Annotated in this window: 2 protein-coding genes; one reads left to right on the top strand and one right to left on the bottom strand. The window is 62.1% G+C overall.

The features are described from left to right. Positions 1-37: 37 nt before the first annotated feature. Positions 38-730: a uracil-DNA glycosylase gene (gene ung / locus ACW9JE_RS30410; protein ID WP_224541598.1), complete on the bottom strand. Its 693-nt coding sequence runs from the start codon at positions 728-730 to the stop codon at positions 38-40. A 131-nt stretch (positions 731-861) separates the two neighbouring features. Between ung and ACW9JE_RS30405 the strand changes: the two genes are divergently transcribed. Beyond that, entirely contained in the window at positions 862-1,974 is a 1,113-nt protein-coding gene (locus tag ACW9JE_RS30405; RefSeq protein WP_457434867.1) for an enoyl-CoA hydratase/isomerase family protein, read from the top strand. The last annotated feature ends 94 nt before the right edge of the window (positions 1,975-2,068 follow it).

Genomic DNA, 2,068 nt, shown 5'->3' with positions numbered 1-2,068 from the left:
TACTGCCTGTAGGAGCGAGGCTTGCCCGCGAAGCTTTTCAGAGGTTCGGCAATCGCCACTCGATCGGCGTTTCGCCATTCTGCTCCAGGAACTTGTTGGTCCGGCTGAAATGCCCGCAGCCCAGAAACCCACGATAGGCCGACAACGGCGACGGATGCACCGAGGTCAGCACCAGGTGCTTGGTGGCATCGATCAGCTTCTGCTTGCTCTGGGCATGGGAGCCCCAGAGCATGAACACCAGATGCGGCTGCTGCTGGCTCACCACTTCGATGATCCGGTCGGTGAAGAACTGCCAGCCCTTGTCCTTGTGCGCGTTGGCGTTGGCGCGCTCGACGGTCATGGTGGTGTTGAGCATCAGCACGCCCTGGTCGGCCCAGCTTTGCAGGTAGCCGTGGTTGGGAATGTCGATGTTCAGGTCGCGTTTCAATTCCTTGTAGATGTTCACCAGCGACGGCGGCGCCGGTACGCCCGGTTGCACCGAGAAGCACAGACCATGGGCCTGGCCCGGACCGTGGTACGGGTCCTGGCCAAGGATGACCACCTTGACCTTGTCCAGCGGCGTCGAATTCAGGGCGTTGAAGATCAACGGACCCGGTGGATAGATCTCCTTGCCGGCCGCCCTCTCCTGTTGCAGGAAATTGCGCAACTCTGCCATGTAGGGCTGGTCGAATTCGGCACGCAGGGCCTCCTTCCAGCTCGGTTCGAGTTTGATACGGTCATCAGCAGTCATGGTTACATCCGGCAAAAACAATGGGCGAACCCTAAGAAGGCCCATCGCGCTTGTCAATTGATCTGACACGGATCCGGCACTTTCCCGCACAGCGATCATACTTAACCCTCAAATTCCCGATCGAGGTCACGATGAATCTGCACTTCGAAGAACTCACCGGCACCGACGGCGCCCGCATCGGCATTGCCACCCTGGACGCCGAACAATCGCTCAATGCCCTGTCCCTGCCGATGATCAACGCCTTGCGCGACCGGATGGACGCTTGGGCCAAGGATCCGCAAATCGTCTGTGTGCTGCTGCGGGGCAACGGTCCCAAGGCCTTTTGTGCCGGCGGCGAAGTGCGCAGTCTGGTGCAGGCCTGTCGCGCCAACCCGGGCCAGGTGCCGCCCTTGGCCGCGCAGTTTTTCAACGCCGAATATCGCCTGGACTTCAGCCTGCACACCTACCCCAAACCGCTGATTTGCTGGGGCCACGGTTATGTGCTGGGCGGCGGCATGGGCCTGTTGCAGGGGGCGAGCATCCGGATTGTCACGCCGAGCAGCCGACTGGCGATGCCGGAAATCAGCATCGGCCTGTACCCGGACGTCGGCGCCAGCTGGTTCCTGTCTCGCCTGCCCGGCAAGCTCGGTTTGTTTCTGGGCCTGACCGGCGCGCACATGAACGGCCGCGATGCCCTTGATCTGGACCTGGCCGACCGCTTCCTGCTCGATGAACAGCAGCAGGAGCTGATCGAAGGCCTGCTGCAGCTGAACTGGCAGGAACAGACACCGATGCAGCTCAACAGCCTGCTCAAGGCCCTGCAGCAGGAAGCGGTGGCGCAGATGCCTGAAGCCCAATGGCTGCCGCGACGCCAGCGCATCGATGAACTGCTGGATGTCAGCGACGTACGCTGCGCCTGGAAAGCCATCAGCGCGCTGCGCGATCACACCGACCTGCTGCTCGGCCGTGCCGCGCGGACCATGAGCGAAGGCTCGCCGCTGACCGCGCATCTGGTGTGGGAACAGATCATCCGCGCCCGGCATATGTCCCTGGCGCAGGTTTTCCAGATGGAATACACCCTGAGCCTCAATTGCTGCCGGCATCCGGAATTCAGCGAAGGGGTGCGGGCGCGCCTGATCGACAAGGATCAGAAACCGCACTGGCATTGGCCGGATATCAACCATGTGCCGGATGCTGTGGTGGAGGCGCATTTCCACAAGGTCTGGGAGGGGCGGCATCCGTTGGCGGATCTGTCGGAATACTGAAAGCAACTGTGGGAGCGAGCCTGCTCGCGATCGCGGGGTGTTCGTCCACACCCCCGTTTTTTCCCCCCCCCCCCCCCCAACAAAACCCCTCCCC

The sequence above is a fragment of the Pseudomonas sp. SDO55104_S430 genome (assembly GCF_054070595.1).
This window is presented reverse-complemented; position numbering and strand designations above follow the sequence as displayed.